This is a genomic window from Pseudomonas juntendi (genome assembly GCF_021560075.1).
Taxonomy (GTDB): Bacteria; Pseudomonadota; Gammaproteobacteria; order Pseudomonadales; family Pseudomonadaceae; genus Aquipseudomonas; species Aquipseudomonas juntendi.
The window spans coordinates 1,817,001-1,842,639 of the sequence record NZ_CP091088.1 but is presented as its reverse complement, the minus strand read 5'-3'; the positions used below and the strand labels follow the sequence as shown (position 1 = coordinate 1,842,639).

Here is a 25,639-nt window from a genome sequence, read left to right as displayed (position 1 = left end):
GGCGCAGACATGCTGGGCTCGTCAGGATCAAACTGCACTATGAGGCGGCGGTTCATACCGCGCCAGGGGAGCGAATGGACAGCGAGGAGCCTCCGAACGTTCGGGTCGCCTGCTCGGGTGATATCGACGAGGTTGTGCGGCTGATGCACGACGCTGCGGCGTGGATGTCCGCCAAGGGAACGCCCGCCTGGGACGTCGCGCGGATCGACCGGACATTCGCGGAGACCTTCGTCCTGAGATCCGAGCTCCTAGTCGCGAGTTGCAGCGACGGCATCCATGTCTCGACGATGCCAGCGGAGTGCTTAAGCTACTCCTAGGGCCTGTTAACACTATCGCAACGATTCGACGATCAGTGCGAAGTGGATGAAGGCCGCGAACATGACGTCGAGCTTGTCGAAGCGGCTGAAGATGCGGCGGAACCCTTTCAGACGGCGGAACAGGCGCTCGATTTCGTTGCGGCGCTTGTAGATCTCGGTGTTGTACGCCCATGGCTGGGCCCGCAGCGGATGCGGGGGCACGACCGGATCCAGGCCCAGATCCAGCGCGAGCTGCCGGGTTTCATTGCCCTCGTAGGCGCGATCCATGACCAGATGGCAGCGCGCGGGCAGGGGTGGCAGGGCATGCAGCAGGGCGCGACCGGCTGGGGCATCGCCCGCCTGGCCCGGCGAAAGCGAGAAGGCTAACGCGCAGCGGGAATCCGCGGCAGCCATATGAATTTTGGTGGTCCAGCCTCCGCGGGAGCGGCCGATGGCCTGCGGGCCGTTTTTTTTCGTGCGCCGGTGCCGTCCGGGTGGACCTTGACGATCGTACTGTCCAGGCTGACCGCCTCCAGCCGCACCCGGACCAGCTGTTCGGCCTGCATGCGCTCGAAGACCCGATCCAGGACCCCGGCCTTGGCCCACCGGTTCATCCGCGTGTAGATCGTGTGCCAGTTGCCGAACCGCTTGGGCAGGGCCCGCCACTTGCAGCCATTTTCGGCCACGAACAGGATCGCGTTGAGCACTTGAAGGTTGTCCAGCGACACATTGCCCCGCTGCCGCGGCAGGCAATCCTCGATACGCGCGAATTGCGCAGGCGTAAGTTCCATGCGCAGTATGTTAGCACGTAGTGTTAACAGGCCCTAGCGCATTGGGCGCTGGGACGGGGCGGGGGTGCATAGCCATGCACCGGCGGATAAGCGTGCGCGCGGCTCGCTCCACCGATTTGGCTAGGGGAGCGCGGTGCTGCGCCAGCTTTCTAGAATGTCGCTTACTTCGCGGCTGACAATTAACCGCGCCTCGGCGCGAGCCATACCGGAGATCGCCAAAAGTCGATCGTAGTCGGTAAGTTGGTGGCGGGCGAAGGTTGAGGCCACAATGCCGACGACCTTGCCTAGCGAGGCTTCTGTCCACCGTTTGGCCAGAATCCGTTCGATGAGGATCTCGCGGTATTCCGGCGGGCAGCGAGCTTGATGTTTGCGAAAATGTCGCTCGACCGTCCGCCGGGTGAATAATGTGCCTTGCTGCATGCGATGCCTCCAAGGAGACGCTCGCATCGGCCTACGCCAAAAGGGGTCGCATGAGGTGCTTGGGGGCCGCCAAAAGGGTAGCTCAGCGACATGCCTTCCGATGTTGCCGTCAGCTAATCGCCAACCTTGGGGGGCGGCAGTTCGTTCGGCGTTCCCCACGACAATAGCCAGGCTTTCACAGCCTCGTGGCTGATAGTCCGGCCTGCCTCAATGTCGGCAATGCCCTCGGCGGTCGCTTCCTGGTCGTCGTCAAAGTTGTCGGCTTGGGAGTTCACGCAGTCCAACTACCACAACACCCGACCGCCCGGCCACACCGGTCCGACGCCTACGCCTTTACGGCCACACGGTGTAATGGAGGAGAGAGAGCCAACACATGCGCCAGCGCGAATGGCTTGGCGGCGGTCCGCAGGATTTCAGTCGCCGCCTCGTAGGCTTCAGACGGGACCACTCGGTCCGGAGGCGTTGCGGCGGGACCCCTAGTGTGCGCCCTTCACAGACCCTGAGGAGCGCACCGCTCGCCTTCTTGCTGCCCATCGCGATAGCGGGGACATCACAACTGAGCAAACTCAGGGACGCCCAGTGTTGCGGCGGGACATCCACTTCTGCGTTTTTACAGCTGCGCGCCGGCGGGCATCGCAACAGCCATGCGAACGCCGGTGTCGTACCCGCCATCGCTTTCGCGCAGAACAACCGTGGTGAAGTGCGCTTCGAGTCGGGCCATGGCCAGGTGGCTTGCACCGTGCTGTCCAACGGCAAGCCGGGCTACGGCGTGCCGATGGTGGCCTGCGTGTCTCTGCGCGGCCGCGAGCAGGGCCTTGCAGCGGAGCTGGGCGGCAGCGTAGCGGCCACACTGCGTACCAGCGGCGGCGGCGCGGACAAGCCCCATGTGCTGGCCCCCGACTTCGAGGCGCATTTCCGCTACGACTGGAACGACCCCGGCCCCGGCGACTGGTCGCACTGGCGGGTGCGGCGGCTGATGCCGACGGAGTGCGAGCGGCTGCAAGGCATGCCCGATGACTACACGCTGATCCCCTACCGCGGCAAGCCCGCCGCGGATGCGCCGCGCTACAAAGCAATCGGCAACTCCATGGCCGTCCCGTGCATGGCATGGCTGGGCCAGCGCCTGGTGCAGTGCCTGCACAAGACGGGCTCGACCGCTTCGGATTGATCGGCGACGCAGCCTGCGGGCCGCGCCATTCTCCCTCCTGCATTGCCGACGTATCGGCAGCAGCCCGCAGCCAGGGTGTCAAGGCTGCCGTGGGTTCCCCCCGCGCCACCCGCCAGTTCGCCTCGGCATCTCACCGGCGAACGCTGCCCACCGGGGCATCGATGCCTCTTTTCTCCAACCCACGGGATGGCCGCCACGTCCCGTCAGGGGCATGTCGCCACCCGGTCGATTTCAGGACTTCCCATGGACAACATCACCAAGCAAGACCGCATCACGCTGAAGAACCTCAAGGTGGCAGATTTCGCCAGCGAGGAAACGATGTGCTTCAGCGCCACCGTCGTGTTCGACGGCACTCCCATCGCCGAGGCCCGCAACGACGGCCACGGCGGCTCGACGTTCCTGCGTGCGCTCAGCGGCAAGGTGGCGCTGCTGGCGCAGGCCGAAGCCTTCGCCAAGGGCCTGCCGCCTGCGCCGCTCCACCTCGGCCAGGAGGGCGAAGACCCTCACTACATCGACATGACGCTCGACTTCCTGGTCGATGAACTGGCCGATGCCATGCACGCGGAACGCAAGGTGCGAGCCGCGTTCAACCGCGACATCGCCAACAAGGTGCTTTTCATCAAGGACGGCAAACTGCTGTTCATCAAGGGCATCAAGCTCAAGGCCATCGCCGACCGCAAAGCGTACTTCGCTTCGCTGCGCGCCCGGCAGGCCCAGCCCATCGTCATCCTCGCCGAGCTTGCGCCCGAGCAGGCATTCGACCTGTGGAAGCAGCATGTGCTGGGCGACAAGGCCGACTGACCCAGCACCATCGCACCCTCCTGACAGCCCTGCACTCGTGCGGGGCTTTTTCTTTTCCCCGTGCCTATCAATCGGGGCTGGACCGGATGCCGTTTTCCAACTAACGCGACGCGGCCCGCGCACGAAGCTGCCCGCATGTTCGCTGATTCCGGTCAGCACATGCCAGCAGCCAGGGTTCCAGGCTGCCGCGGGTCTCTCCCGCGTTGCCCGCCAGTCCGCATCGCATCAATTCCGCGGACGCGCGTCCTCGTGACGCTGATGCTTTTTATCAACCGCGTGCGGGAGCTGCCATCCCGTGAGGGACGAGGCCCCGCTTTTCCAAGGAGCCCGTCCATGTCCCAGCAAGCCTCTTTCGGCCAAACCTTCGGGCAATTGGCCTCGACCTACTGCGGCAAGTTCCTGCCGCTCGAAGTCCTGCAAAGCGCCGCCGGCCACTACATCGGCACGCGCGATACCGAAGGTCCCGTTTCGCGGGAATCCCGCGAGTACTTCCGCAGCTACGCCGCGGCCCGGCGTGCCCTCGAAAGAGGCGGCTGGTCCCAGCTCGCCATTCCCTGATCCAACTGGAGGAATCACGTCATGAACCAGCTACTGCCGCGGGAAGTCGTCGATCAGATCATGCGGGAAGAACAGCATTTCGCTGCCGCGCCCCAAGCCTTCTTCGAGGCATGGAAGCGCGGCGTCGAGATCGCTGGCCCCGAGTGGTTCGGCGACGGCACCCGTGAAGGTCTGAACCAGGCCACGAGCAAGTGGGATCTGCGTCCCAACATGCTGCGGCTCAACGATGCCCTCGGCGTCCTGAGCAGCGGCGAACGCATGTTCCTGTCCGCTATGGTCAGCTTCTACAACGCGCGCGAGGGCGGTGCCATGCTCAAGCGCTGCCACTTCCACGGGCTGTCGGACTTCGACGGTCTCGACCTGCAACGCCGCAAGGTCCTCGCCGACCTGCTCGTGAACTACAACGGCTGGTGAGCCGGTCTCCGGCACACCACCACGTCTTCGTTCACTCCCCACGAGGGGCACGCGCCCACGAGGCCGTGCCCCTCATTTATTTCCCGTAGTCCAGCGCAGTGCTGACAACGCCATGGTCGGCACTTCCTGACGCTTTTTCCATTTTTCAACCCACCGGGTCCAATTCCCGGTGGCGGGGATTGGCTCCATTATTCAATCTGGAGAGATCCCATGTCCCAGAATCCTAATCCCTTCCTTCGCGGCTACTGGAATCTGAAAATCGTCCGCACGCTGTGCATCAGCTACGACGATGGAAGCCCGCATGTTTGGCGCAACATCCACGCGAGCCAGCAATTCCTTTCCGACGAAGAACTGGTTTCATCGTCCTGCATCGTCACCAACGATTTCGCCGTGATCAGCAATGGCCCTGAACCCTTGAGCGACGAAGTGCTGGCCGAATGCGATGCTGGTGAAGGCGTCAGCGGCGAAGGCGTGATTGGTGCCGTGGTCTATGCCATCCATGGCGAGGACTTCGACGGCCGCCCAGTCCACGTCGGCGATGCCTATTCGGCCGAGGCAGCGCGGGAAGTGGTGCAGCGCCTGAGTTTCGAGACCGGCTACTACAGCCGGTGCTGGGAGATCAGCCGTGAGCACATCACGGTCGATACCTGGCACTACCTCGCCGACCTGGCGGACATCGCTACGCCGGAGGCCATGCTGTTCATCGCCTTCCGTGTGCCGTACAGCCCGGCGATCGGCGTCAAGCTGATCTCCACGCCCTGGACGGATCAGAACCTGGAGCACGCCGAGGGCATCACCGCCGAGCAGCTTCGGCAGGAGCACCGGAACAAGGGCATGCCGGACGACCTGGCAAACATCCTTGAACTGGCCGGCCAAGCCGATGTGCGCATCCTCATCTTCGATGCCGACGCACCCGCGCTGCTGGGCCTGCCGCTGGCCGAGTCCTAGCAGCCGCGCGACACGCCGGCCTTCCTCATTGTTTCTCCATGCCAGCCCGTCTCCCCCAGGAGCCGGGCTGGTCCATTTCATAGGAGCAACCTCATGTTCCCCGACCTCATCTCGCGCGCACCCGACTTCGAGCACCAGCTCGGAGCCTGCGTCAACGCCATGAGCCAGGACGATGCCATCGGCCAGATCCTGGTATTCGAGCGCACGCACGGCACGCTGCACATGCGCCATATCGCCAGCGCCGACTTGGCAGACACCGACATCGACGACTACGAAATGGTCGTGTTCGACGGTGGTAACACCAGCGGCGACACGTGGAAGCATGTCTTCTTCCCGCGTCAGCGCGAGCACTACTTCGTGTACGAAGCCTGACCCAACCAGCCCCTTTCGAGGGGCTTTTTCTTGCCCGCAGCGCCAGAAACCGGGTGCGGCGCGGTGCCGTTTCATGCGGGCGGGTAGCCCGGTCCAGGGCCATCCTTGCCCCATGTTCGTCGGCGTTGCCGGCACATGCCCAGGCAGCCGAGACCTTCAAGGCTGCACGCGCGGGAAACCGTGCTGGTCGTTTCTTCCTACGGACGCGCCGCGTCCATCCACCCACAAGGGACCTCTCCCTTGCGGGCGGGGAATCCCTTGTTCTTCTTCAAGGAGATTCCCATGGATCGCTCTCTCGTCAAAACTCTGATGCCTTCGCTTGTCGCAGGCCATGTGCCCCGCAACGTGCGCACCTACAGCTACCGCGTGTACGACGGCTTGCCGCAACCCTCGTCACTGGGATTTGCGTTCGATCCCCAGCCCTTCGACGGCAAGGTGGTCGCGGCCAACGACGACGCCATCGTCGTCAAGCTCAAGCCCAGCGAGTTCGCGGTGCTCGATCCCCACCTGGTGACTACCGTTCCCAGCGAAGGCGCCAAGGTACATGTCCAACCGTATGCCCGCCGCCGCTTTGACGGCCTGCGCGCGGACACCCCGGAAGTAATCACCGAGAAGACCGCGGACGGTGTTCCCTACACCATCACCAGGCACATCCTCGGCTCCGCGCCCGCCAAGCTGCCCATTCCCGAGCCGCAGTGCATGGAACTGGGGCAGCTCATCCAGCAGTTGGAAGAAATGCCGGCACCCGACGGGTTCCGTCGCATCACCCACATGCTGGTCGATGCGGGCGCCCGCGACTTCACCTGCGTCGATCCCACGCCGTCCAAGATCATCGAAACGCCTCCGGCGATCAGCTTCACGGTCTCGACCGCGAAGTTCGAGGGCCGGGTGACGATCCTGTACGACCGCGCGGGCGACACCTACGTGGTGGAACTACATCACGACGGCGAACTGGTCGATCGGCACGACGAGGTGTATTTCGACATGCTCGGTGAAGTGTTGGAGCGGCTTATCGACGACGGGCGCTGGCGCCTGATCGACGTGAGCGTGATCGATGCCAAGGCTTCCCGGCGCCGTCAGGCAGTTGCAGCATGACGTCCGAGGCAAATGACTGCTGGGTGGTGTATTCGCCCAACGAGTCGGCCACCAGCGACAGCGCCGGTTTCTGGTCCAACGAGTTCGGCTGGGTCCAGTTCGACCAGGCAACGCACTTCTCGCTCGAAGAGGCCTTGGACGCAGAGCTTCCAGTCTCGGTCGGCCGGGATGCACGCTTCGTCACATGGCAGGACGCCCGGCAGCACTACGGCTGAGTCCGCAGCCTACCGGCGACTTGCCCCGCAGGCCTTCCATCCGTTCAGGTGGAGGGCCTTTTTCTTCAGGAGATCAACCATGTCACTGCGATTCAAAGGCTCCGACCTGCGCCCCGTGCTAGCCGAGGCCGTCGCCAACCAATGCCGCGTCGTCCTCGCCAAGGACCAGGGCGTGTACTTCCTCGCCGAGCAGGGAGAGCGCCGTCCAGATGGCCGCGTGAAGCTGCTGGCCTATGCCGTCGGCTGCAACCCGGATACCGACCCGTTCGATGACTGGTGGGAACTGGCGCGCGCCGAGCTGGGCGGCGACGACTTCGGCGAATTCTTCGACCCGAAGGAAGGCGTCTTCGCACGCATCCTGCACGGCACGGACGATCTGATGCTGTCCGCCACCACGACGCACCTGTCGCTGGAGGTGGTGCCATCGGCGTAGCGCGGCTACTCCCGTCCCCTCATGGCCCCCTTCATGGGGGCTTTCTTTTCTCCGCACCGCGGCCATTGCTGCGTGTGCGCGCTCGTCTCCGGCCGCCTTGGCCCGCCTCGTCGGCATGCCCGCCGACATTCCCACGGAGACGACCGCATGCACGACCCGTTCAAGATCACCCAGCCGACCTGCATCAGCTTCTCGGGCGGGCGCACCAGCGCCTACATGCTCTGGCGCGTGTTGCAGGCCAATGGCGGCCTGCCTGCCGACACCGTGGTCTGCTTCGCCAACACCGACAAGGAAGTGGAAGCGACCCTGCGCTTCGTGCGCGACTGCGCCGAGCACTGGCGGGTGCCGATCCACTGGCTGGAATACCTGTCCATCGAGCCGGGTTTCACGCTGGTGGACTTCGACCGGGCCAGCCGCCAGGGCGAGCCGTTCGAGGCGCTGATCCGCAAGCGCCAGTACCTGCCCAATCCCGTCGCGCGCGGCTGCACGACCAGCCTGAAGATTCGCCCGATGCACCGCTACCTGCGGCATCTGGGCTGGACGGACTGGGACCAGATGATCGGCATCCGCGCCGACGAACAGCGCCGCGTCGCCAAGATTCGCGCGCGCGGACACTCCACCGAATCGACCCACGAGACCATGTGCATGCCGCTGGCGGACGCCGGCGTCACCGTGCGCGACGTGGGCGCCTTCTGGCAGGCGCAGCCGTTCGACCTCGACCTGCTGACGGTCAACGGGCGCACGCTCGAAGGCAACTGCGACCTGTGTTTCCTGAAGCCTCGCGGGCAGCGCCTGGCCCTCATTAAGGCGCGGCCCGAGGCCGCCGTGTGGTGGGTTCGCATGGAGTCACTGAACCTGGCGAGCAAGCCCAGCGGCGCCCGGTTCCGCGCCGATGGCCCGAGCTACGCCGACCTGGCGCGCTTCGCTGCCGATCAGGGCGACTTGTTCGATGCAGCCGAGGAGCCGATCGCCTGCTTCTGCGGCGACTGATGCGCATGGGCAAGCCACCGTCCTCGCCATCGCTGCACCTGCTGCCGGTGTCCTTGCGCTGTGCCAATGCCTTCGGAGCACCACCGCCACCACCGGTCGGTTCAAGGGGCGAAGTTCGCCATCGCGGTCGCGCTGCCCGGCAGCGACGGCATCTGCGGCGTGGCCATCGTCGGCCGCCCGGTCGCCCGTCACCTGGACGACGGCTGGACCCTCGAAGTCACCAGGCTCTGCACCAACGGCGCACCGAACGCCTGCAGCAAGCTCTACGGCGCCGCCTGGAAGGCGGCCAAGGCACTGGGCTACACGCGGCTGATCACCTACTCTTGCCCGAGGAAGGCGGTGCCAGCCTGCGCGCCGCCGGCTGGCGGCTGGTCGGCACGCGCGGCGGCGGCGCCTGGAGCCGCCCCAGCCGTCGCCGCGCTGACACCCCCGAGCACCTGCGCGGCCCCAAGTGCCTGTGGCAGGCGCCAGGCGGCGCGGACAAAGGGAAACGCCCGGATGCCGATTGATTGCTGCCGCGCGCGCGAACCCCGCCCATGCTGCCCCCATGCCTCGCTGACAGCCGTCAGCAGCATCCCAGGTAGCCACGATCTTCAAGGCTACGGCGCGGTTCCACCGCGTTGATCACCCAGCTCGCACCGCATCCGTCCGCGAGCGGCCACCAGTCTTGGTGGCGGATGCTTTCGCCTTATCAACCCACCGCGGGGTTACGCACCTTTCCCCGCATGCGTGGGCCGGTGTGTCTCCGCTTCATCCCAATGGAGATTCACCATGAACACCACGTCCAACGAGAAATCGTATTTCGACATCCATACCTCGGGCATCGGATATATCCAGCGTGCCCGCGAGGTTCCCGTTCGGGGCGGCCGCCGCGCACAGCCTTTCATCGCATGCACGATCGCCGCACTGGTCGGTTCCGCCAAGGACCCGACCTACCGCTACTTCGACGTCAAGGTGTCCGGTGCGGATGCCAAGAAGCTGGTCGAGCGCTACATCGGCGTTGACGATCCCAAGCAGCGCCCGCTGGTGCGCTTCCGCCTCGGAGACCTCTGGGGCGATGCGTACATTCGTGACAAGGGCCAGCACGCCGGCAAGCCGGGCGCCAGTCTCAAGGCGCGTCTGCTCAAGGCCGAGCCGCTTGACCGGGCCGAACTGGCTTCGATCAGGCAGCACGAGCTGATCACGCGCGGCATCGGCTACCTCAGCCGTCCGAAAGACATCACCCCCAAGGATGGCGATCCGTTCCTGTCGTGCTGCGTCGCGGCACTGGCCGGGCCTGTCGGTGAACCGGAATATCGGTACTTCGACACCATCGTCACCACCCCCGAGGCCGAGCACCTGGTACGCCGGTGCGTGCAGGCCATCGAAGGGGATCGCAAGGTGCTGATCGGCTTCAAGTTGAACGACATGAAGATCGATCCGTACATCCGCACCAAGGGCGAGCGCGCCGGGGAACCGGGAGCGAGCCTGGAATCGACGCTGATCCACATCGGTCTCATCAAGATCGACGGCAAGACGGTCTATTCGCCGAGCCAGGCGCAAGCCGAGGCGCCGCAGGCCGAGGACGCACCCGCGCCCGAAGCCGAGGTTGCCGCCGACACCGCTGCCGACCAACCTGTCGATCCCGCCGAGCGCGAGCCCGCAGAAGAAGTCGAGGAGCAGGAGCCGGCGATGGCCGAGTCGTTCTGATCCGGCATGGCCCCTCACGGGGCCTTGCTTTTTCCTATTTCCCAAGGAGAACCATCATGGCAGCCACATCGGCACCTGCGAGATCAGTCCTGCCCATCGTCGTCCCGGGTCAGCTCACATTGCGGACCATCCGCGGCAAGAACGGCCCGTTCACGGTCGGTCGCCTGACCACCCCCATCGGCGAGTTCGCCATCAAGGACGCGGAGCTGGAGCAGTACCCCGAAGGCAAGTACGACGGGGAGTTCGTCATCCGCTACATCTTCGCGAAGTCCTATCCGGTCGCGGGTGGCGCACGGTTTGAAGTCCGCGCCAACCTCGATGGCATGACGCTCAACGGCATCGAAAAACTGAGCCGTGACGAGGCCCGCAGCTTCGCCACCCAGGAAATCGATCCGCTCGATGAAGAGCTGGGAGCGCAGCCAGCGGCAACGCCGGCCAAGCCCGCCAGAACGTCCAAACCCGCCAAGCCCGCACCCGTGCAGGCATCCGCGGACCCGCTGGTCGATACCACGCCCTTCGGTGTGGATGCGCCGACGCCCGCTGCGGCTGCTGCCACCGGCAGCGCCGAAGATGGCGACGCCGCACTGTTCGGCATCCTGTGGCCACTGGGCGAATCCGTCCGACTGGATTCGACCATTGACCGGCGCACCTTGCGCGCGCAGGTCGCCCGCCTGGGCCAACTGGGCTACAAGCACCAGTACCAGACGCAGGAGTGGAGCCGTCAGGCCGCACTGGAACCTGCGTGATCGCAAACGCCGCATCTGCGGTGTTCTTCATCCGCCCGCCGGGGTTCCTTCCCCATGCGGGGGAGGCTCCGGCATTTTTCTGGAGGTCTCCATCATGTCCACCATCGCTTGCGATACCCCCCGTTCTACGCTGGACGAACCCGCGTGGCAGGCTGTCTGCAAGACGGCTGCCGAGCACGCCCAGCGTGGTTGCGGCTTGGCCTGGGAACACTGGGTCACGCTTTTCAGTTCCGAGATCGACGCGCAAGTCAGTCGGTTGCCGGAAAGCCAGCGCGCCCATGCCCTGGAAATCGCTACCGAGGAATGGGACTACGCAACACCTGCCGAACGGCAGGAAACCCAAGAGTGGCTCGCCGAAAACGGCTGCTGCTCGCACGGGATCACGCTGGGTTGTTGCCCAGCCGGTTGCGGTTCCTAGTCCGCACCGAAATCCATCGCCGCACGCGCGGCATTCCATCACCCGCTGGGTGTCTTCCCCACGGGGAGGCCTCCGGCTCCACTTTTCAGGAGGCCTCTCATGGGCTGGTATTTCTCTTCCCAATCGCGATCCGACCTGATCGCGGAACTGGTCGCACCCCAGGAGACCGAGCGCGTCAGCGCGAAGGTCATCGCCCACACCCTGCGCGGCAACGTGCTGTGGTCCGTGATCGAAATGACTGCCAAGGTCGAAGGCGTGCATCGTGATCTCTCGCAGGGCCAGTCCCTGCGCTACATCCGCTGCGACCTGCTCGAATGCAGCGGCGGCCAGTGGGGCTACAAGCCGCTGGACGAATCCATGCACCCGTACTACTACTCGTGCCCGCTGTCCTATCTGGATCTCGCACCGGAGCAGTCCGCCGACTGGCGTGCAGGCGTTCGCGCCTACCACGCACGACGGCGTACCCCGACCGCCGCCCTGGCATCCGCTACGGCGCTGACGGCCTGAATCTCTTCCTTCCACCCGCCAGGGCAGCACTTGCCCACGCGGGCGGTGCTGTTCCAGCTCATCCAAGGACACCACCATGAGCCAGCACTACTTCGAGACCCATCACAAGGGACTTCCCATCACGGTCATGCTCGGCTGGGATCGGCCACTGCGCTATTTCTTCATGACGATCCGCAAGCCTGCCGAGCTGATCGACAGCACCATGAAGGTCGAGGACGAGGATTTCCTGTACAGCAACCTGCACGAGGAAGACCCGTTCGGCCACGGCCTGGACTACTACCGTGCGGTCCTGGGCCATTTCCACATCGACGTGCCGAGCAGCATGTTCACCGAAGTCCAGAAGGACTACGCGGGGAACGTCAGCAATCGCGTCGTCAAGCATGAGGCCGATGGTTCGTTCACCGAACTGAGCGCCTGACGTCACCTGCGACGCAGCCGAGGCATTCGCCCTGGCGCTGCGCGTTTTCATCCCTAACGGGGCATTCACTGCCCCTGCGGGCGGTGCGCCCCTCACATCGAGGAAACCACCATGCCTGCAACTTCATCCGACCAGCCCCTGTACCGCATCGACGAATGCAGCGACCTCATGGCCGATGCCTGCGTTTGCGGGAACCAGGGCGACTTGATCTTTCTCTCGGTCTGGGCGCGCGACACCGCCATCCAGCAGTTCATCGGGCGGCTCACCCTGGGCCGCAGCGAGGACGGCCTGGACCAGTTCCACGTCGTCACCGACCAGGGCGGTTCGCTGCCCGTGTTCGTCGGCTCGGTCGAGCGCCTTGAAAAGCGCCTGACCCGCAGCTATCGCCGCACGCTGTTCGGCTCGATGGTCAATCTCTGGCTGTTCGACCGGCGCTGCATCCGGCCCGACAAGAGTTCGGCCAGCGCCTTGGCGCTGTTGCCGCGCTCCGCGGCCGATCCAACGTCACGCCTGTGGCACCTGGTCAAGGACACATGCCCGCTGCCGCTGCTGGACCACTGGCAAACGCCAGTCCTGGCGCTGCTGCGCGAGCGCGAAATGCTGTGCTCCCTGCGCATGGCCCTCGGGCCGCTGCAAGGGTTCCGGCTCGCCATCGACGTGCCCGCGCTCACCGAAGCGCTGGGCGACCTCATCCGCCAGGGCGTGCTCACCGCCTATCCCTATCCGGCCAGGATTTGGACGCCGGAAGTGGAATCGGTTTGACCCAACGCGGAGGCATGCCTTGGCGTGCTTCCGTCCTTCATCCCAACCAGACAGGAGACTTCCCATGGCACTCATGTTCCCCAGGCTCGCTCGGAATTTCGCCAAGAACGGGTACTACCCGACCGACGAAGCCACCCTTGAAAGAACCCTCGGCGCACTGGCATCCGGTGACGGGTCGATGTGCATTCTTGACCCCTGCGCAGGCGAAGGCGTTGCCATCGCCGAAGCCGCCCAGGCCCTCGGGCCTGAGCTGGCCAGCGCCTATGCCGTCGAGTTCGACCAGGAGCGGGCCACCCACGCCCGGCTGCTGGTCGATCACTGCATCCACGGTGACCTGATGGACACCATGATCTCGCGGCAGGCCTTCGGCCTCCTGTGGCTCAACCCGCCGTATGGCGATCTCGCAAGGGACACCAGCGGCAACCTGGGCTACGAAGGCAAGGGCCGCGCCCGGCTGGAAAAGCTCTTCTACCAGCGCACGCTGCCCCTGTTGCAGTACGGCGGCATCCTGGTCTTCATCCTGCCGTCCTACGTGCTGGATCAGGAGATGGTCGGCTGGCTGACACGCCATTTCACGGACCTGTCCGTGTTCCAGGCGGTGGACAAGCAGTTCAAGCAGGTCGTGGTGTTCGGGCGTCGTGTCCGGCAGCGCGACCAGGCGGGCGATGACGTGAAAGCGTCCCGCGCCCGGCTGCTGCAAATCGGCCTGGGCGAACAGGAGGCGGAAGAATTGCCGCCCGAATGGACGCTGCTGCCGTATGTGGTCCCCACGGCCCAGGCCGAGCCGGAGTATTTCTACCGGATCAGCATGGAACCGGAGCAGTTCGCCGACGAAGTGCGGCGCCTCAAAGGCCTGTGGCCTGCGTTCGAGACCCATCTGGGCGCGACCCAGCAGACCTTGCGTGCTCCGGCACGCGCCTTGTCCCAGTGGCACCTGGCACTGGCCCTCGCGGCCGGCGCGATCTCCGGTGTCGTGCAGTCGCCCACCGGCCGCACCCTGGCCGTCAAGGGCGACACGTTCAAGCAGAAGTCTTCCGCCGTGGAATACCGCGAGCGCGACGACGGCTCCTTGGCCGAGACCCGAATCCTGACGGACAAGTTCGTGCCGGTGATTCGGGCCTGGGACCTCACACCCAGCTCTTCCACGCTGGGACAGGTTCTCACCATCCACTGACCCCGCAGGCGGCTTGCCGCCTGTTGTTCATCACCTGTAAGGAGTATCCCCATGCTGTCCATCTTCCAGGGGCGCAAGCCCAAGGTTCCACCACTCTTCGCACCGGGCACGCTCAAGCTGAGTGAGAAGGTGCATTGGCTGGCAAGCAAGAGCCTCATCGACCCTTTGCCTTATGTGCAGCGCCATGTGCGCGGCGACTGGGGCGAGGCCAGTGAGGCCGAGTGCCAGTTGAACGACGTCGCGCTGGAGCAAAGCGCTCCCATGACGTCGCGCTTCCAGATCACACCGAAGCTGTTCCTGCTCGTCATCACCAGTGACGACCAGCGCACCACGGTCGTGCAACTGCCCGAAGAAGGGGCCGTGAACTGATCGTCCAGCGTCCGCAGCCGCGGCGCGTTTTCTTTCCACCCACCGGGGTTTCTCGCCCCGACGGGGCGAGGTGCCTCTTTTCCTGAAGGAGCCATCTCCATGTCCACCGTTGCCCAACACGCTTTTCCCAGGTTCAACCCCGGCCAGGTCGTCATGACCTCGGGCGTCGCCAGCCTGGTTCAACAAGGCCAGCTCAATCCCCGTCCGTACCTGTTGCGGCATCTGTCTGCCGACTGGGGCGACCTCGACGACAGCGACCGGCGCCAGAACGACGCCGCGCTGAAGTCGGGTGAGGCCCGCCTGTTCTCTGCCTATGAGGTCGGCCCGAGCCTGAAGGTCTGGGTCATCACCGAATGGGATCGCAGCGTCACCACGGTGCTGCTGCCCAGCGAGTACTGATCGTCGTCATCACCGGCCAGATCCCGAATCCGGCCGGTCTTTCCTTCCCACCCCTGGGGCATGTCACCGCCCCTTGGGGAGTGGTGCATGCCCCGTTCTTCTTTCGGAGCATCACCATGAACGCACAAGTCATCGACGCGGCCCCGGCCGCTGACCCCTCGTCCGAGATGGACGACCTGCTCGAACAGGAACCGTCCGAACTGTCCATGAGCCTTCAGGACTTCGTTTCCGAGTTCGGGGACGAGCTGCTGGAATCCCTCAATCGGGCGAACCCGCCCGTCTATAGCGGCACACCGCGCCCGCACCGGCAACTGGTGCTGGCCGGGCTGAAACGCCAGTTGTTCCCCGCCCAGGCCGAGGTCGTGCATGCGGCCTCGGAACTGCTCGTCAACCAGGGCGAGCGGGCCGTTTTCGTCAACGGCGAGATGGGCACCGGCAAGACCACGATCGGCATTGCGCTGGCCGCGGTCCTGCATGCCGAAGGCTATCGCCGCACACTCGTCCTGAGCCCGCCGCACCTCGTTTACAAGTGGCGCCGGGAAATCCTCGAAACCGTCGCGGGCGCAAAGGTCTGGGTGCTCAATGGCCCGGACACGCTGCTCAAACTGATCAAGTTGCGCGAGCAGCTTGGCGTGCCTTCGCCGGCGCAGGAGTTTTTCGTTCTCGGTCGTGTCCGCATGAGGATGGGCTTTCACTGGAAGCCCGCCTTCGCGCGCAAGCACACCCGTCACGGCGACGTAGGGGCGTGCCCGCACTGCGGGGAGGTCGTCACCAACCTCGACGGCGAGCCGATCAATGCTCAGGAGCTGGAGGCGGAAGAGTTCCGCCGCAAGTGCAATGGCTGCGGCGGCGCGCTGTGGACGCTGATGCGTCCGCGGTCACTGTCCGGCAGCGACCAGTCCTCGGCTGTGCTGCGTGCCTTGAAGCGTATTCCCACCATCGGCGAAGCCACCGCGCAGAAGCTGATGAAGACCTTCGGGGACAGCTTCCTGGCCTCGATGCTCGGCGACAACCTGCACAACTTCATCAACCTGATGGACGCGAGCGGGAAGTTGGTCTTCAGCGACCGCCAAGCGCACCGCATGGAGCGGGCCATGGCGAACATGGAGTTCGGCTTCGGTGAAGGCGGCTACCAACCCAGCGAATATGTGAAGCGGTATCTGCCGCGCAGCACGTTCGACTTGCTCATCGCAGACGAGGCCCACGAGTACAAGACGGGCGGTTCGGCGCAAGGCCAGGCCATGGGCGTCATCGCGTCCAAGGTCCGCAAGACGGTCTCGCTCACCGGCACGCTGATGGGCGGCTACGCCGACGATCTTTTCCACCTGCTGTTCCGCGCGCTTCCGGGCCGCATGATCGAGGACGGCTACATCCCCGGCCGCAACGGCAGCATGAACGCCGCCGCCATGGCCTTTATGAGGGATCACGGCGTCCTCAAGGACATCTACTCCGAGTCCGACGGTCCGGCGCACAAGACGGCCAAAGGCAGCAAGGTCACGGTCAGAACGGTCAAGGCCCCCGGCTTCGGCCCCAAGGGCGTGCTGCGGTGCATCCTGCCGTACACCATCTTCCTGAAGCTGCGAGACATCGGCGGTGTTCTGCCACCGTATGACGAGGAGTTCCGGGACGTGGCGATGAGCGCCGAGCAAGGCGAGGCGTATCAGAAGCTGGCTTCCAGCCTGACGCAACAGCTCAAGGAGGCCTTGCGCAAGCGGGACACCACTTTGCTGGGCGTGGTTCTCAACACGCTGCTGGCGTGGCCCGACTGCTGCTTCAGGGCAGAGACGGTCCGCCATCCGCGCACGCGCGAGGTGCTGGCATTCACACCGGCTCAGTTCAACGAGCTGGAGGTGATGCCCAAGGAACGCGAACTGATCAACATCTGCCGCGAGGAGAAGGAAGCGGGTCGCAAGACCCTGGTGTATTCGGTCTATACCGGCACGCGGGACACCACGAGCCGGCTGAAGATGCTGCTGGAGCAGGAAGGCTTCAAGGTGGCGGTGCTGCGCGCAAGCGTGGATGCCAGCCAGCGCGAGGACTGGATTGCCGAGCAGATCGACCGGGGCATCGACGTGCTCATCACGAACCCCGAACTCGTCAAGACCGGGTTGGACTTGCTCGAATTCCCCACGATCGTGTTCCTGCAATCGGGGTGGAACGTGTACACGCTGCAGCAGGCCGCGCGCCGCTCGTGGCGGATCGGCCAGAAGCTCGCCGTGAAGGTGATCTACCTGGGGTACGCCGCCTCTTCGCAGATGGCGTGCCTCGCGCTGATGGCCAAGAAGATCCTCGTGTCCCAAAGCACGTCCGGCGATGTACCCGAATCCGGGCTGGATGTGCTCAACCAGGACGGTGATTCCGTCGAGGTCGCACTGGCCCGGCAACTGGTCGCCGCCTGATCCCCACGCCAACGCCGGCCTCGCGCCGCCGGCTTTCCGTTGTTCCCACCTTGCAGCCACGTCCACGGGAACCGTGGGCGTAGCTGCTCTTTTTTCATCCCAAGGAGATTTCCATGAACGCTACTACCCAAGCCACGCCCGAAACCGTCAATGCGCGCCTGACGCTGGACGTGACCTATCTGCTCAACGGCGAGGCCGCGTCGGAATTGCTGGCACGGCTGGAACGCATGTGCGAACTCGCCATCGGCGAGGGTCTGCTGAGCGGCGATACCGCCGCGGAAGTGGACACCTGGTCGATCGATGTGTCCGAGGTGCCCTCGGCGGCCGACCACGAAACACTGGAAGCCGAGATCGCCGCCTTCATGCAGCAGCGCATCGAGGACGGCAACCTCAGTGCAGAGGACATCCCCGTGCGCCTGGCGCGCTATGGCCTGATGGCCCCCGAGGCATTCGCCGACGAAATGCGCGAGCGCATGGGCATGGACGACGACGCCCCCACGGGCCGAGCCGTCATCCCCTCGACCGAACCTGCCGACGGCAGCGAGATCGAGATGCAAATCGCGGTCGCCTGCGTCGATGCCTCCGGTGGTCCCGACATGCCGATCTTCAAGGTCAGGATCACCCAGGAGGAATACGACCTGGGTATCCACTACGACAAGGCCAGGGACTTGGCCGAGGAAGCCCGCTACGAAGGGCCGTTCGTCTGCTTCGACACTGCCGAATACGGCCCCATCCTGTCGGCCGCCCGCGAACTGGGCCTTGTCCCGCAGGTCGTCGTGATCGATATGACCGACGGCCAGATCCACTCCATCCGCTGCGACAGCGGCGAGATCAAGGTCATCTGCTACGACACCAGCGACACCGAAGAGTATTCGGCGGCGGTGGCGAACCGGCCGCTCGGTGAGAACGGCCAGTTCGTGCGCTGCTGGTCGCACACCCAACTGGCACAGGTCGATCCCGGCCTGAAGCTGGCTCGGGATTGATCGGGCGAAGCCCGATGCGTTTTCACTGGCCCCTTCGGGGGCCTTTTTCTTTGGAGGGAGGCTGTCGGGAAATCGGGCGCTGCCTGATTCGCATTGTTTGCTGCCGCTCTTGGCCCGAGGGACGAAGGTGATGGCTCGATGTTTCAGGACGACGCGCCATGTGCCCCTCTCCACCCTGGTTCCACCATCCCGAACGCCGCCTGCTGGCGGGATTTCTCGGCCTGCTTTGGTCGGTGCTGGCTGGCGGCTGCGCGACGACCGCGCCGGTCGCGCCCGACACCATCGAGGAAGTCTCGGCCGCGCCCGCACCCGAGGCGCCCGAGTACATCCCCGTCGTGCGCTACGGCCGCTACACCCTCGTGGAACTGGCACCCACGGCAGCGCAGCGCGACCTGCTGTTGCAGACCATCGATGTCGCCATGCCCGAGGATGCCCGCGCCACGGTCGGCGACGGGCTGCGGCATGTCCTCAAGCGCAGCGGCTACGGCCTGTGCCAGACGGCGCGCGCGGTGATCGAGCTGTACGCACTGCCGCTGCCGGCGGCGCACCTGCATCTCGGCCCCATGACCTTGCGCGATGCGCTGCTCACCTTGGCTGGCCCGGCCTGGGAACTGCACGCGGATGACCGCGCACGGCAAATCTGCTTCGAGCGGCCTGGCGACAGCATGGCCGCCGACAACGCACCCGCACCGCCCGCCACCGAGGCGGTGCAGACGTTCCCGCTGGCGCCCGCGGTATCGGGAGGCCAGCCATGAACGCCCCGCAACCCGCCCAGCGTTCAACCGCCGCCGTGGTGGTGCAGAGCCTGATGTGGCTCTGGCTGTTCGGCCTCAGTGTCTTCGTGGCCCTCGGCTACCAGGCCATGAACGACCAGGCCGACCAGGAGCGCCTCGATTCCCGCCTGCAACGCCTCGAAGCGCAGGCGACGGGCCTGGCCGAGACCGTCGAGGCCATCCAGCAGCGTCCGGCCGTCGCCACGGCGGCAGACCTCAAAGACACCCGTCAAATCCTGGAAGCACGCGCGGCCCAGGTCGAGAAATCGCTGAGCGCCTATGCCGCTGCCGACGACCTTCAGGCACTGCGCGCCGAAGTCGAGCAAGTCAAGGCGCGGCAGACCGCTGCGCGCGCCGCTGCACCCGCCCAGCCGCGCACCAGCAACAAGCCCGCCGCCAAGCCCGAACCGCCGCCGCTCCCGTTCCGCATCGTCGGTGCCGAACTGCGTGCCGGCGAGCGCAGCGTGTCCGTCGCGCCGAGCAGTGGCGACTTCACGCCCGACCAGCTTCAGGTGCTGCTACCCGGCGATGCGGTCGGCCCGTGGCACTTGCAGGCCGTCGAGGGCAACACCGCGGTGTTCCAGGCCGGCGACCAGACCCGCCGCGTGGCGATTCCCTGACCGGAGCAGATCGCATGAAGCCATCGATCATCCTTTCCGCGCTCCTGCTGGCGTCCACCCAGTGGCCCGCCTGGGCGCAGCAGCCCGCCACGGCTCCCGCCCGCAATGCGCAAAGCCAGGAGCGCCCGCTTGTCGCCCGCATTCTGGACGACCGGGTGGCGAGCGACTGGGGCCTGCAACCGCAGGAGTGGGCGCGCTACCGCGAACTGATGGACGGGCCGCTGGGCATCTACTCGCCCAACCTGGACCCGTTGTCGGCCCTGGGCATCGAGGCGCGCACCGACGAGGAACGGCGCCGTTACGCAGAGCTGCAGGTGCAGGTCGAAGCGCGCCGCGTCGAGAAGCTGCTCGCCTACCAGAAGGCATACGACGAGGCCTGGCAGCGTCTGAACCCCGGCATGCAGCGGGTGAACTTGCCCGACGACAAGCCGGTCGCGGGAGCCACGCGCGGCTCCGGCCGCACGGCGGTGTTCGTCAAGGACGGCTGCGAAGCCTGCGGCCAGCTCGTACAGCGCCTGCAATCCTCGGGAACCGAGTTCGACCTGTACATGGTCGGCAGCCGCCAGGACGATGCGCGCATCCGCGACTGGGCCAAACGCGCGAACGTCGATCCGGCGCGCGTGCGCCGCGGCACCATCACGCTCAACCACGACGGCGGCCGCTGGCTGTCGCTGGGCCTGCCCGGCGACTTGCCCGCGGTCGTGCGCGAGGTGAACGGCCAATGGCAGCGCCAGCCGTAGTCGCATCGCTGCGCGCACTGGTGCTTGCCGCTGGCCTGTACGCCGGCGCGGCCCATGCGCAAGAGGTTCCGCCACCGGCCTACCAGCTCGCCGCACAGCGCGCAGGCATCCCCTCGACGGTGCTCTATGCCGTGGCCTTGCAGGAGAGCGGCATCCGGCGCAACGGGCGCATCGTCCCGTGGCCGTGGTCGCTCAACGTCGCCGGCCAATCGCGCCGCTATGCGACCCGTGCCGACGCCTGCGCGAGCTTGCAGCGGGCGATGCGCTCCACGCCGCACACGCGCATCGACGCGGGCCTGGGCCAGATCAACCTCGGCTACCACCAACACCGCTACGCCAGCGCCTGCGACTTGCTCGACCCGTACCGGAACCTCGCCATCGCCGCCGAGATCCTGCGCGAGCAGCACACCCCGGGCGAAGACTGGTTGCTGGCGATCGGCCGCTACCACCGTCCTGCCGGGGGTGAGCCTGCCGCCCGCTACCGGCGCAGCGTATCCCGCCACCTTGCCCGCGTGCAGGGCGCGCGCCCAACCGCCGCGGTCCTCGCCGCGCGCCAGGAGACATCCCCATGACGACATTCCATCTGGCCTTACGGGGCCTGCTCGTGCTGCTGGCGGGTCTGCCGCTGGCCTCGCTTGCCGGCGAGCCACTGATCGTGGTCGAAGACCGTGGCGGCGCATCGGCACTGCCGTATTACGAGGCCCTGAATCTTCAGCCGCGCGCCAACGCGCCGGCCCGGCCGCCGATCCCGACGCCCCAGGTTCCCGCCACGCCGGCGGACGAGGCCGCGATGCTGCCGGTGCACAGCGCCAAGCTCACGCCCGGCACCGTCGCGCGGCGGGTGATCGAGGCTCCGGGCCTGCGGCCTTTCGTGGTCGTCGGTGACGACGAGGCGTCCCATGCCTGGCTTCGCCGCCAGGCGACCGCGCTGCGCGAGCGTGGCGCGGTCGGTCTGGTGGTCAACGTCGAGACCGTGCAGGGCCTGGCGCGGCTGCGCGCCCTGGTGCCCGGCGTACCCCTCGCGCACGTGTCCGGCGACGACCTAGCCGAGCGTCTGGGCCTGCGGCACTACCCGGCGCTGATCACGGCCACCGGCATCGAGCAATGAAGCCATGTCGGGGAAACAGCCGGTCGAGGTATTGCTACGCCCAGCGGTGGAGCTATACACCGTTGCCGCATGCGCGGGCGCCGCGTTTCTGTCCCTGGTGGCCCCATGGTCGCTCGCGCTGAGCCCGTCCATGGGCGTCGGCAGTGCCCTGGCGTTCGGGGCCTACGGCGCGATCCGCTACCGCGATGCCCGCGTCATCCTGCGCTACCGGCGCAACATCCGCCGCCTACCTCGGTACGTGATGACCAGCAAGGACGTGCCGGTCAGCCAGCAGCGGCTGTTCGTGGGGCGCGGCTTCCTGTGGGAGCAGAAGCACACCCATAGGCTGATGCAGACGTACCGGCCGGAGTTCCGCCGCTACGTCGAGCCGACGCCGGCCTACCGGCTGGCGCGTCGCCTGGAAGAGCGGCTGGAGTTCGCGCCGTTCCCGCTGTCCCGGCTGCCTGCGCTCACCGGCTGGGACGTGCCTTTCAACCCGGTGCGGCCGCTGCCGCCGGTTGGGGGCCTGCCGCGCTTGCACGGCATCGAACCCGAGGAGGTGGACGTCAGCCTGCCACTCGGCGAGCGCGTCGGGCACTCCCTGGTGCTGGGCACCACGCGCGTCGGCAAGACCCGCCTGGCCGAGTTGTTCGTGACCCAGGACATCCGGCGCGTGAACGCCGCTGGCGAGCACGAGGTCGTGATCGTCATCGACCCCAAGGGCGACGCCGATCTCCTGAAGCGGATGTACGTCGAGGCCAAGCGCGCGGGCCGCGAAGGCGAGTTCTACGTCTTTCATTTGGGCTGGCCGGACATTTCCGCGCGCTACAACGCCGTGGGCCGCTTCGGCCGGATCAGCGAGGTGGCCACCCGCGTCGCGGGGCAGCTTTCCGGCGAAGGCAACAGCGCGGCGTTCCGCGAGTTCGCCTGGCGCTTCGTCAACATCATTGCGCGCGCGTTGGTGGAACTGGGACAGCGCCCGGACTACATGCTGATCCAGCGGCACGTCATCAACATCGACGCGCTGTTCATCGAGTACGCCCAGCACTACTTCGCCAAGACGGAGCCCAAGGCCTGGGAGGTGATCGTCCAGATTGAGGCCAAGCTCAACGAGAAGAACATCCCGCGCAACATGATCGGGCGCGAGAAGCGCGTGGTGGCGCTGGAGCAGTACCTCTCGCAGGCGCGCAACTACGACCCGGTGCTGGACGGCCTGCGCTCTGCCGTCCGCTACGACAAGACGTACTTCGACAAGATCGTCGCATCGCTGCTGCCGCTGCTGGAGAAGCTCACCAGCGGCAAGATCGCGCAGCTTCTGGCCCCGAACTACTCCGACCTGGCCGACCCGCGCCCGATCTTTGATTGGATGCAGGTCATCCGTAAGAGGGCCATCGTCTATGTGGGCCTGGACGCGCTCTCCGATGCCGAGGTCGCCGCAGCGGTCGGCAACTCGATGTTCAGCGATCTCGTGTCGGTCGCCGGGCACATCTACAAGCACGGGATCGACGATGGACTGCCGGGCGCATCGGCCGGTGCGCGCGTGCCGATCAATGTCCATGCCGACGAATTCAACGAGTTGATGGGTGACGAGTTCATCCCGTTGATCAACAAGGGTGGCGGTGCCGGCCTGCAAGTCACTGCGTACACGCAGACCCTTTCGGACATCGAGGCCCGCATCGGCAACCGCGCGAAGGCGGGCCAGGTGATCGGCAACTTCAACAACTTGTTCATGCTGCGCGTGCGCGAGACAGCGACCGCCGAACTGCTGACCCGGCAATTGCCGAAGGTCGAGGTCTATACGACCACCATCGTCAGCGGTGCGACCGACAGCTCGGACATTCGCGGGGCGACGGATTTCACGTCGAACACGCAGGACCGCATCAGCATGTCCAGCGTGCCGATGATCGAGCCGTCACACGTCGTCGGCCTGCCGAAAGGCCAGTGCTTCGCGCTGCTGCAGGGCGGCCAGCTTTGGAAAGTGCGCATGCCGCTGCCGGCGCCGGACCCGGACGAAGTGATGCCGGCAGACTTGCAGCAACTGGCCGGGTACATGCGCCAGAGCTACAGCGAAGCGACGCAGTGGTGGGAGTTCACCAGTTCCCCCGCCTTGCAGGACACCGGCCTGCCCGACGACCTGCTGGATGACGCCACTGCGGCCGAACCTGCCGTGGTGGCTATTGCCACCGACGAGGACACCGGCAACGAGGCCTCGCCATGAAGGACGCCGCCTCGACTGCGCAACGGGAGCAGAACCAGCGTCAGGGCCTGATCGTCGGCACCATCACCTTGCCGTTCCGGCTGCTCGGGGTGCTGATCGGCTCGCTGCTGTTCTCGATCGTCGTGGAGTGCGTCGGCATGCACCTGTTCTGGAAGGACCAGGGCTGGCGGCACTCGCAGCAGATGTTGCAGTACGAACTGGGGCACCTGTCCAGCCACTTCACGCGCAGCGTGGTCGTGCAGGAGCCGGGGCGCACCGCGCACGAACTGGTGGATACCGGCTACGAATGGGTATTCGTTCGCTCCGGGCTGCTGGAGCGCATGAGCCAGACCGCCGAGCGCGCCCGCGCACCCAGCCACGGGCAGACGCGCAACTTCCGCTACTACATCAGCCAGGTCTATGTCTGGGCCGAGAACTACCTGATCGCTGCGGCCTTCACCACCCTCACGTTCCTGGTGCGCCTGCTGGTTCTGGTGCTCACGTTGCCGCTGATCTTCACTGCGGCATTCGTCGGCCTGATCGACGGTCTTGTGCGCCGGGACGTGCGCCGGTTCGGCGCAGGCCGGGAATCCGGCTTCATCTACCACCGCGCGAAGGCGAGCCTGATGCCGCTGGCCGTGCTGCCGTGGGTCACGTACCTGGCCTTGCCGATCTCGGTGCATCCACTGCTGATCCTGCTGCCCAGCGCCGCCTTGCTGGGACTGGCCGTGAGCCTGACCGCAGGCAGCTTCAAGAAGTACCTCTAGGCCATCAATCCGGGCATGCGCGAGTTCCTATTGTTTGCGGCCTAAAAGCCCCTCGCTGCCCACGATCAAGTCATTGCTGATCACACAGGAATGGCGCGATGTTGGCTCCGATCTGGCAGCGCGCCGCGCATCGCGGCGTGCCCATTTTTCTCGTGACGGCCCTGCTGCTGGGTCAGTCCCTGACGGCGTTGGCCGAGTCCCCGGCACAGCGCCAGGAGCTGGTCGCCGCGCTGCGCCAGCTCGACGCGCTGGAGCGCACCGTCGCCGACAGCGCCGCGCGTGCCCCCATCCAGCCGGGCGAGCGCTACCACTTCGATTACCCGCGGCTGCTGGCTGACCTGGCGCGCGTGCGCGCCGGCATCCAGGCCCATCTCACACCGTCGCGTGCCCAGCCGCGCGACCCCTCCGAGCTGGCCGGCGACTACCGCACCGAGCGATCCGCTTCGCCATCGCCGACGACTACGGAAGCCCAGCAATGAACGGCGCCCAGGTCTCGGCATTTCAAGCCAACAGCGGCATCGCGCCTTCGGCGATGGCGACCGTCCTGGTCGGCGTCGTGTTTGCGGTCCTGCTCGTCTGGGGTGTCTGGGCCATCCGAACGGCCTACGTGGGGTGGGCCGAGAGCCGCCTCAACCAGCGCCAGTTCCTCAGCGTCTGCATCCGCTTCGTCGCGATGTACCTCGTCCTGAGCTTCTTCCTCCTCTCCTGACCTGAAAGGCACGACCATGCAAAACCGCATCCTCCATTCCCGTCTTGCCCAGCGCGCCGCTGTGGCACTGGGCGCCGCTGCGCTGCCCGTGCTGTCGTTCGCACAAGGACTGCCGCAGTTGGAGAACCCGACCCGCGGCACCGGCAACGGCATCATGGAAACGATCAGGAACTACGGCTACGACATCATCATGCTCGTGGCCCTCCTGGTCGTGGCGTCGATGTTCATCGGCGTCTGCTACCACGCCTACGGGACCTACGCGGAAATCCACACCGGCCGCAAGACCTGGGGCCAGTTCGGCCTCACCGTCGCGATCGGTGCCGTGCTGCTCGTGATCGGCATCTGGCTGCTCACCGAAGCCACCGGCATCCTGTAAGGCGA

35 protein-coding genes and 1 pseudogene are annotated in these 25,639 nt (G+C 66.0%); 33 read left to right on the top strand and 3 right to left on the bottom strand.

Annotated elements, in window-relative coordinates; all coding sequences use genetic code 11:
• The first annotated feature begins 74 nt into the window (after window positions 1–74).
• Complete coding sequence (locus L1P09_RS08560; protein WP_000376617.1) at window positions 75–317, top strand: hypothetical protein; 243 nt, start codon at window positions 75–77, stop codon at window positions 315–317.
• A 12-nt stretch (window positions 318–329) separates the two neighbouring features.
• Here the strand turns inward: L1P09_RS08560 and L1P09_RS08555 are convergent.
• The 3 genes from L1P09_RS08555 to L1P09_RS08545 form a co-directional block, all read right to left on the bottom strand.
• Window positions 330–1,087, bottom strand: a protein-coding gene (locus tag L1P09_RS08555) for an IS5 family transposase (protein WP_096144997.1) whose coding sequence is annotated in 2 segments (ribosomal slippage) — window positions 330–772 and window positions 772–1,087 — 759 coding nt in all. Because the reading frame shifts where the segments join, the coding sequence is not laid out codon by codon here.
• A 120-nt stretch (window positions 1,088–1,207) separates the two neighbouring features.
• Entirely contained in the window at window positions 1,208–1,507 is a 300-nt protein-coding gene (locus L1P09_RS08550) for a DUF2293 domain-containing protein (protein WP_001183923.1), read from the bottom strand.
• Window positions 1,508–1,620: 113 nt separating this feature from the next.
• Window positions 1,621–1,782 (bottom strand): hypothetical protein, encoded by a 162-nt coding sequence (locus L1P09_RS08545; protein ID WP_001088011.1) that lies wholly within the window; start codon window positions 1,780–1,782, stop codon window positions 1,621–1,623.
• Between the two features lie 341 nt (window positions 1,783–2,123).
• Here L1P09_RS08545 and L1P09_RS08540 point away from each other — a divergent pair.
• The 32 genes and pseudogenes from L1P09_RS08540 to L1P09_RS08385 form a co-directional block, all read left to right on the top strand.
• Window positions 2,124–2,675, top strand: a pseudogene (locus L1P09_RS08540) (DNA cytosine methyltransferase); the annotation flags it as partial.
• Window positions 2,676–2,918: 243 nt separating this feature from the next.
• Window positions 2,919–3,476 carry a hypothetical protein gene (locus tag L1P09_RS08535; RefSeq protein ID WP_021264245.1) on the top strand — a complete coding sequence of 186 codons (558 nt, stop codon included), beginning with the start codon at window positions 2,919–2,921 and terminating at the stop codon, window positions 3,474–3,476.
• Between the two features lie 333 nt (window positions 3,477–3,809).
• Window positions 3,810–4,034: a hypothetical protein gene (locus L1P09_RS08530; protein WP_021264244.1), complete on the top strand. Its 225-nt coding sequence runs from the start codon at window positions 3,810–3,812 to the stop codon at window positions 4,032–4,034.
• 21 nt (window positions 4,035–4,055) lie between these two features.
• Window positions 4,056–4,448: a hypothetical protein gene (locus L1P09_RS08525; protein ID WP_021264243.1), complete on the top strand. Its 393-nt coding sequence runs from the start codon at window positions 4,056–4,058 to the stop codon at window positions 4,446–4,448.
• Window positions 4,449–4,658: 210 nt separating this feature from the next.
• Window positions 4,659–5,396, top strand: coding sequence for a DUF5983 family protein (locus L1P09_RS08520; protein ID WP_021264242.1), 738 nt, complete (start codon window positions 4,659–4,661; stop codon window positions 5,394–5,396).
• A 93-nt stretch (window positions 5,397–5,489) separates the two neighbouring features.
• On the top strand, window positions 5,490–5,768 hold the full coding sequence (locus L1P09_RS08515; protein WP_021264241.1) for a hypothetical protein: 279 nt from the start codon (window positions 5,490–5,492) through the stop codon (window positions 5,766–5,768).
• 282 nt (window positions 5,769–6,050) lie between these two features.
• A complete protein-coding gene (locus L1P09_RS08510) occupies window positions 6,051–6,863 on the top strand; it encodes a hypothetical protein (protein ID WP_021264240.1) in 813 nt (270 codons plus the stop codon).
• The gene (locus L1P09_RS08505; RefSeq protein WP_021264239.1) at window positions 6,860–7,078 is read left to right on the top strand and encodes a hypothetical protein; all 219 of its coding nucleotides are present in this window, start codon (window positions 6,860–6,862) and stop codon (window positions 7,076–7,078) included. The genes L1P09_RS08510 and L1P09_RS08505 overlap by 4 nt, the downstream gene beginning before the upstream one ends.
• 79 nt (window positions 7,079–7,157) lie before the next feature.
• Window positions 7,158–7,511: a DUF3085 domain-containing protein gene (locus L1P09_RS08500; protein ID WP_021264238.1), complete on the top strand. Its 354-nt coding sequence runs from the start codon at window positions 7,158–7,160 to the stop codon at window positions 7,509–7,511.
• Window positions 7,512–7,658: 147 nt separating this feature from the next.
• Entirely contained in the window at window positions 7,659–8,501 is an 843-nt protein-coding gene (locus L1P09_RS08495) for a phosphoadenosine phosphosulfate reductase domain-containing protein (RefSeq protein WP_021264237.1), read from the top strand.
• A 66-nt stretch (window positions 8,502–8,567) separates the two neighbouring features.
• Window positions 8,568–9,125: an XF1762 family protein gene (locus tag L1P09_RS08490; RefSeq protein ID WP_349814390.1), complete on the top strand. Its 558-nt coding sequence runs from the start codon at window positions 8,568–8,570 to the stop codon at window positions 9,123–9,125.
• 147 nt (window positions 9,126–9,272) lie between these two features.
• On the top strand, window positions 9,273–10,190 hold the full coding sequence (locus L1P09_RS08485) for a DUF3577 domain-containing protein (RefSeq protein ID WP_022580324.1): 918 nt from the start codon (window positions 9,273–9,275) through the stop codon (window positions 10,188–10,190).
• A gap of 56 nt (window positions 10,191–10,246) precedes the next feature.
• On the top strand, window positions 10,247–10,936 hold the full coding sequence (locus tag L1P09_RS08480; RefSeq protein ID WP_023434798.1) for a DUF3275 family protein: 690 nt from the start codon (window positions 10,247–10,249) through the stop codon (window positions 10,934–10,936).
• A 94-nt stretch (window positions 10,937–11,030) separates the two neighbouring features.
• Window positions 11,031–11,354, top strand: coding sequence for a hypothetical protein (locus L1P09_RS08475; protein ID WP_021264234.1), 324 nt, complete (start codon window positions 11,031–11,033; stop codon window positions 11,352–11,354).
• 99 nt (window positions 11,355–11,453) lie between these two features.
• Window positions 11,454–11,861, top strand: a complete 408-nt coding sequence (locus L1P09_RS08470; RefSeq protein WP_021264233.1) for a hypothetical protein — start codon at window positions 11,454–11,456, stop codon at window positions 11,859–11,861.
• 76 nt (window positions 11,862–11,937) lie between these two features.
• Window positions 11,938–12,279, top strand: coding sequence for a hypothetical protein (locus tag L1P09_RS08465; protein WP_021264232.1), 342 nt, complete (start codon window positions 11,938–11,940; stop codon window positions 12,277–12,279).
• 111 nt (window positions 12,280–12,390) lie between these two features.
• Window positions 12,391–13,041: a hypothetical protein gene (locus L1P09_RS08460; RefSeq protein WP_021264231.1), complete on the top strand. Its 651-nt coding sequence runs from the start codon at window positions 12,391–12,393 to the stop codon at window positions 13,039–13,041.
• Window positions 13,042–13,105: 64 nt separating this feature from the next.
• On the top strand, window positions 13,106–14,215 hold the full coding sequence (locus L1P09_RS08455) for a DUF6094 domain-containing protein (RefSeq protein WP_021264230.1): 1,110 nt from the start codon (window positions 13,106–13,108) through the stop codon (window positions 14,213–14,215).
• A gap of 51 nt (window positions 14,216–14,266) precedes the next feature.
• A complete protein-coding gene (locus L1P09_RS08450; RefSeq protein WP_021264229.1) occupies window positions 14,267–14,584 on the top strand; it encodes a hypothetical protein in 318 nt (105 codons plus the stop codon).
• Between the two features lie 99 nt (window positions 14,585–14,683).
• Complete coding sequence (locus L1P09_RS08445; RefSeq protein ID WP_021264228.1) at window positions 14,684–14,983, top strand: hypothetical protein; 300 nt, start codon at window positions 14,684–14,686, stop codon at window positions 14,981–14,983.
• 167 nt (window positions 14,984–15,150) lie between these two features.
• Entirely contained in the window at window positions 15,151–17,382 is a 2,232-nt protein-coding gene (locus tag L1P09_RS08440) for a helicase-related protein (protein WP_206018496.1), read from the top strand.
• A gap of 113 nt (window positions 17,383–17,495) precedes the next feature.
• Window positions 17,496–18,365: a hypothetical protein gene (locus L1P09_RS08435; RefSeq protein ID WP_021264226.1), complete on the top strand. Its 870-nt coding sequence runs from the start codon at window positions 17,496–17,498 to the stop codon at window positions 18,363–18,365.
• Window positions 18,366–18,523: 158 nt separating this feature from the next.
• A complete protein-coding gene (gene pilL2, locus L1P09_RS08430; protein ID WP_021264225.1) occupies window positions 18,524–19,120 on the top strand; it encodes a PFGI-1 class ICE element type IV pilus protein PilL2 in 597 nt (198 codons plus the stop codon).
• Entirely contained in the window at window positions 19,117–19,758 is a 642-nt protein-coding gene (locus L1P09_RS08425; RefSeq protein WP_022580325.1) for a hypothetical protein, read from the top strand. Before pilL2 ends, L1P09_RS08425 begins: the two co-directional genes overlap by 4 nt.
• Window positions 19,759–19,772: 14 nt before the next feature.
• Window positions 19,773–20,498: a TIGR03759 family integrating conjugative element protein gene (locus L1P09_RS08420; protein WP_022580326.1), complete on the top strand. Its 726-nt coding sequence runs from the start codon at window positions 19,773–19,775 to the stop codon at window positions 20,496–20,498.
• Window positions 20,480–21,070, top strand: a complete 591-nt coding sequence (locus L1P09_RS08415) for a transglycosylase SLT domain-containing protein (RefSeq protein WP_022580327.1) — start codon at window positions 20,480–20,482, stop codon at window positions 21,068–21,070. Before L1P09_RS08420 ends, L1P09_RS08415 begins: the two co-directional genes overlap by 19 nt.
• A complete protein-coding gene (locus tag L1P09_RS08410; RefSeq protein ID WP_022580328.1) occupies window positions 21,067–21,606 on the top strand; it encodes an integrating conjugative element protein in 540 nt (179 codons plus the stop codon). Before L1P09_RS08415 ends, L1P09_RS08410 begins: the two co-directional genes overlap by 4 nt.
• Window positions 21,607–21,610: 4 nt before the next feature.
• Window positions 21,611–23,803: a type IV conjugative transfer system coupling protein TraD gene (gene traD, locus L1P09_RS08405; RefSeq protein ID WP_023435213.1), complete on the top strand. Its 2,193-nt coding sequence runs from the start codon at window positions 21,611–21,613 to the stop codon at window positions 23,801–23,803.
• A complete protein-coding gene (locus tag L1P09_RS08400) occupies window positions 23,800–24,549 on the top strand; it encodes a TIGR03747 family integrating conjugative element membrane protein (RefSeq protein WP_021264221.1) in 750 nt (249 codons plus the stop codon). Before traD ends, L1P09_RS08400 begins: the two co-directional genes overlap by 4 nt.
• Window positions 24,550–24,647: 98 nt before the next feature.
• Window positions 24,648–25,028 carry an integrative conjugative element protein, RAQPRD family gene (locus tag L1P09_RS08395; RefSeq protein ID WP_022580329.1) on the top strand — a complete coding sequence of 127 codons (381 nt, stop codon included), beginning with the start codon at window positions 24,648–24,650 and terminating at the stop codon, window positions 25,026–25,028.
• Window positions 25,025–25,258 carry a TIGR03758 family integrating conjugative element protein gene (locus L1P09_RS08390; protein WP_021264220.1) on the top strand — a complete coding sequence of 78 codons (234 nt, stop codon included), beginning with the start codon at window positions 25,025–25,027 and terminating at the stop codon, window positions 25,256–25,258. The genes L1P09_RS08395 and L1P09_RS08390 overlap by 4 nt, the downstream gene beginning before the upstream one ends.
• Window positions 25,259–25,274: 16 nt before the next feature.
• Complete coding sequence (locus L1P09_RS08385) at window positions 25,275–25,634, top strand: TIGR03745 family integrating conjugative element membrane protein (RefSeq protein ID WP_021264219.1); 360 nt, start codon at window positions 25,275–25,277, stop codon at window positions 25,632–25,634.
• Window positions 25,635–25,639 lie beyond the last annotated feature (5 nt).

What these genes read in the sequence shown, in the direction of transcription:
- L1P09_RS08560 (WP_000376617.1), top strand. Translation starts at nt 75, where the DNA reads ATGGACAGCGAGGAGCCTCCGAACGTTCGGGTCGCCTGCTCGGGTGAT.
- L1P09_RS08550 (WP_001183923.1), bottom strand. Translation starts at nt 1,507, where the DNA reads ATGCAGCAAGGCACATTATTCACCCGGCGGACGGTCGAGCGACATTTT.
- L1P09_RS08535 (WP_021264245.1), top strand. Translation starts at nt 2,919, where the DNA reads ATGGACAACATCACCAAGCAAGACCGCATCACGCTGAAGAACCTCAAG.
- L1P09_RS08530 (WP_021264244.1), top strand. Translation starts at nt 3,810, where the DNA reads ATGTCCCAGCAAGCCTCTTTCGGCCAAACCTTCGGGCAATTGGCCTCG.
- L1P09_RS08525 (WP_021264243.1), top strand. Translation starts at nt 4,056, where the DNA reads ATGAACCAGCTACTGCCGCGGGAAGTCGTCGATCAGATCATGCGGGAA.
- L1P09_RS08520 (WP_021264242.1), top strand. Translation starts at nt 4,659, where the DNA reads ATGTCCCAGAATCCTAATCCCTTCCTTCGCGGCTACTGGAATCTGAAA.
- L1P09_RS08515 (WP_021264241.1), top strand. Translation starts at nt 5,490, where the DNA reads ATGTTCCCCGACCTCATCTCGCGCGCACCCGACTTCGAGCACCAGCTC.
- L1P09_RS08510 (WP_021264240.1), top strand. Translation starts at nt 6,051, where the DNA reads ATGGATCGCTCTCTCGTCAAAACTCTGATGCCTTCGCTTGTCGCAGGC.
- L1P09_RS08505 (WP_021264239.1), top strand. Translation starts at nt 6,860, where the DNA reads ATGACGTCCGAGGCAAATGACTGCTGGGTGGTGTATTCGCCCAACGAG.
- L1P09_RS08500 (WP_021264238.1), top strand. Translation starts at nt 7,158, where the DNA reads ATGTCACTGCGATTCAAAGGCTCCGACCTGCGCCCCGTGCTAGCCGAG.
- L1P09_RS08495 (WP_021264237.1), top strand. Translation starts at nt 7,659, where the DNA reads ATGCACGACCCGTTCAAGATCACCCAGCCGACCTGCATCAGCTTCTCG.
- L1P09_RS08490 (WP_349814390.1), top strand. Translation starts at nt 8,568, where the DNA reads ATGCCTTCGGAGCACCACCGCCACCACCGGTCGGTTCAAGGGGCGAAG.
- L1P09_RS08485 (WP_022580324.1), top strand. Translation starts at nt 9,273, where the DNA reads ATGAACACCACGTCCAACGAGAAATCGTATTTCGACATCCATACCTCG.
- L1P09_RS08480 (WP_023434798.1), top strand. Translation starts at nt 10,247, where the DNA reads ATGGCAGCCACATCGGCACCTGCGAGATCAGTCCTGCCCATCGTCGTC.
- L1P09_RS08475 (WP_021264234.1), top strand. Translation starts at nt 11,031, where the DNA reads ATGTCCACCATCGCTTGCGATACCCCCCGTTCTACGCTGGACGAACCC.
- L1P09_RS08470 (WP_021264233.1), top strand. Translation starts at nt 11,454, where the DNA reads ATGGGCTGGTATTTCTCTTCCCAATCGCGATCCGACCTGATCGCGGAA.
- L1P09_RS08465 (WP_021264232.1), top strand. Translation starts at nt 11,938, where the DNA reads ATGAGCCAGCACTACTTCGAGACCCATCACAAGGGACTTCCCATCACG.
- L1P09_RS08460 (WP_021264231.1), top strand. Translation starts at nt 12,391, where the DNA reads ATGCCTGCAACTTCATCCGACCAGCCCCTGTACCGCATCGACGAATGC.
- L1P09_RS08455 (WP_021264230.1), top strand. Translation starts at nt 13,106, where the DNA reads ATGGCACTCATGTTCCCCAGGCTCGCTCGGAATTTCGCCAAGAACGGG.
- L1P09_RS08450 (WP_021264229.1), top strand. Translation starts at nt 14,267, where the DNA reads ATGCTGTCCATCTTCCAGGGGCGCAAGCCCAAGGTTCCACCACTCTTC.
- L1P09_RS08445 (WP_021264228.1), top strand. Translation starts at nt 14,684, where the DNA reads ATGTCCACCGTTGCCCAACACGCTTTTCCCAGGTTCAACCCCGGCCAG.
- L1P09_RS08440 (WP_206018496.1), top strand. Translation starts at nt 15,151, where the DNA reads ATGGACGACCTGCTCGAACAGGAACCGTCCGAACTGTCCATGAGCCTT.
- L1P09_RS08435 (WP_021264226.1), top strand. Translation starts at nt 17,496, where the DNA reads ATGAACGCTACTACCCAAGCCACGCCCGAAACCGTCAATGCGCGCCTG.
- pilL2 (WP_021264225.1), top strand. Translation starts at nt 18,524, where the DNA reads ATGTGCCCCTCTCCACCCTGGTTCCACCATCCCGAACGCCGCCTGCTG.
- L1P09_RS08425 (WP_022580325.1), top strand. Translation starts at nt 19,117, where the DNA reads ATGAACGCCCCGCAACCCGCCCAGCGTTCAACCGCCGCCGTGGTGGTG.
- L1P09_RS08420 (WP_022580326.1), top strand. Translation starts at nt 19,773, where the DNA reads ATGAAGCCATCGATCATCCTTTCCGCGCTCCTGCTGGCGTCCACCCAG.
- L1P09_RS08415 (WP_022580327.1), top strand. Translation starts at nt 20,480, where the DNA reads ATGGCAGCGCCAGCCGTAGTCGCATCGCTGCGCGCACTGGTGCTTGCC.
- L1P09_RS08410 (WP_022580328.1), top strand. Translation starts at nt 21,067, where the DNA reads ATGACGACATTCCATCTGGCCTTACGGGGCCTGCTCGTGCTGCTGGCG.
- traD (WP_023435213.1), top strand. Translation starts at nt 21,611, where the DNA reads ATGTCGGGGAAACAGCCGGTCGAGGTATTGCTACGCCCAGCGGTGGAG.
- L1P09_RS08400 (WP_021264221.1), top strand. Translation starts at nt 23,800, where the DNA reads ATGAAGGACGCCGCCTCGACTGCGCAACGGGAGCAGAACCAGCGTCAG.
- L1P09_RS08395 (WP_022580329.1), top strand. Translation starts at nt 24,648, where the DNA reads ATGTTGGCTCCGATCTGGCAGCGCGCCGCGCATCGCGGCGTGCCCATT.
- L1P09_RS08390 (WP_021264220.1), top strand. Translation starts at nt 25,025, where the DNA reads ATGAACGGCGCCCAGGTCTCGGCATTTCAAGCCAACAGCGGCATCGCG.
- L1P09_RS08385 (WP_021264219.1), top strand. Translation starts at nt 25,275, where the DNA reads ATGCAAAACCGCATCCTCCATTCCCGTCTTGCCCAGCGCGCCGCTGTG.